At 41.2% G+C, this 1,036-nt stretch carries 1 protein-coding gene; it reads right to left on the bottom strand.

The genetic code is table 11. The annotated features are described in order from the left end of the window. Positions 1 to 144: 144 nt before the first annotated feature. Positions 145 to 1,036: DUF1561 family protein (locus NPX98_RS06590; RefSeq protein WP_269023354.1), on the bottom strand; the 892-nt coding region annotated here is incomplete at its 5' end.

The raw sequence follows: 1,036 nt of genomic DNA, 5'->3' as shown, positions 1-1,036 counted from the left end.
ATCTCATTGTCAGAGGGATTTGTTATAAGTGATTATGCAAACAGGCAGAAATACGCGCAAACACAATAGTGAAAACGCTCATATTGCAAAAAAAATCTCTGAAAAAACCTGTTTTATCCATAACATAACAAATCTCCGCGTTTTTTATTGAATAGTGCATCTCCCGCTTAAACACTGATTGACCGTAGCGCTTCTCGGAGGCTCTCTGTTGCCTCTTCTATCTTCACCATCTCCAGTGCAGTTGCGTTGCGACATGACAACACTTAAAGGTTCTTCTTCTATCTCGCTGAGCCGGAATGTTACAAAATAACTGATCTCGGCCTGAGGCTGCGGAGCTGTAAGCATCGAATAAAGACGTGCAGTCGTTATAACTTCTCGTGCTCTTTGTACAAAGGTATCATAATTTATGCTCGTATTCGTTGGTATGACATAAGCTCCATTAAGAGTACGGATTATTGGCATCGCGTGCCCTGTTTCACGCCCATCTAGAAAGCGATAGTGCACCACAGCAATCCAAATTGTCCCAGGAGGCGCCATTAAAAGCATGTAAATAGAATTTAAAATATCTTCTTGGCTTCTAGCTATATCTGATGCCTCCCAATTATAATTTGGCAAAATAGCTCGTATCGTTAACTGAATTAATCGACGATCTATTTCATTGCGCCCTTCTCTTAACATTATAGGAAAACTCCTCCATGTCGGAATATTGCGCATAGTACGATAAATATCAGGATATCTTGCTTGAAATGAAATCATCGGATCTCTACCTTCTGCTGTATCAAAAAAATAACCACCACTGGGTAAAGGTCCTGTTGCCTGATATTGTTGAAGCTCAGCAACTATTTGAAAAGCATGTAAAAGACACGTACCGCATATTCCAACCTCAGTTGTCAGAGCAGTTGTGGAAGTCGCAATTTGATACAGTCGTCTAAGCCATGCATCATCCAGTACAAAATTTGGCGGTAAAGTCCGCTTTACTCTCGTTTTAGCATCCGTCAATTTTTGACCGGGAGCCGGACAGTATGTAAGCGTATCG

It is taken from the genome of Bartonella sp. A05, assembly GCF_026930145.1.
Taxonomy (GTDB): Bacteria; Pseudomonadota; Alphaproteobacteria; order Rhizobiales; family Rhizobiaceae; genus Bartonella.
This window is presented reverse-complemented; position numbering and strand designations above follow the sequence as displayed.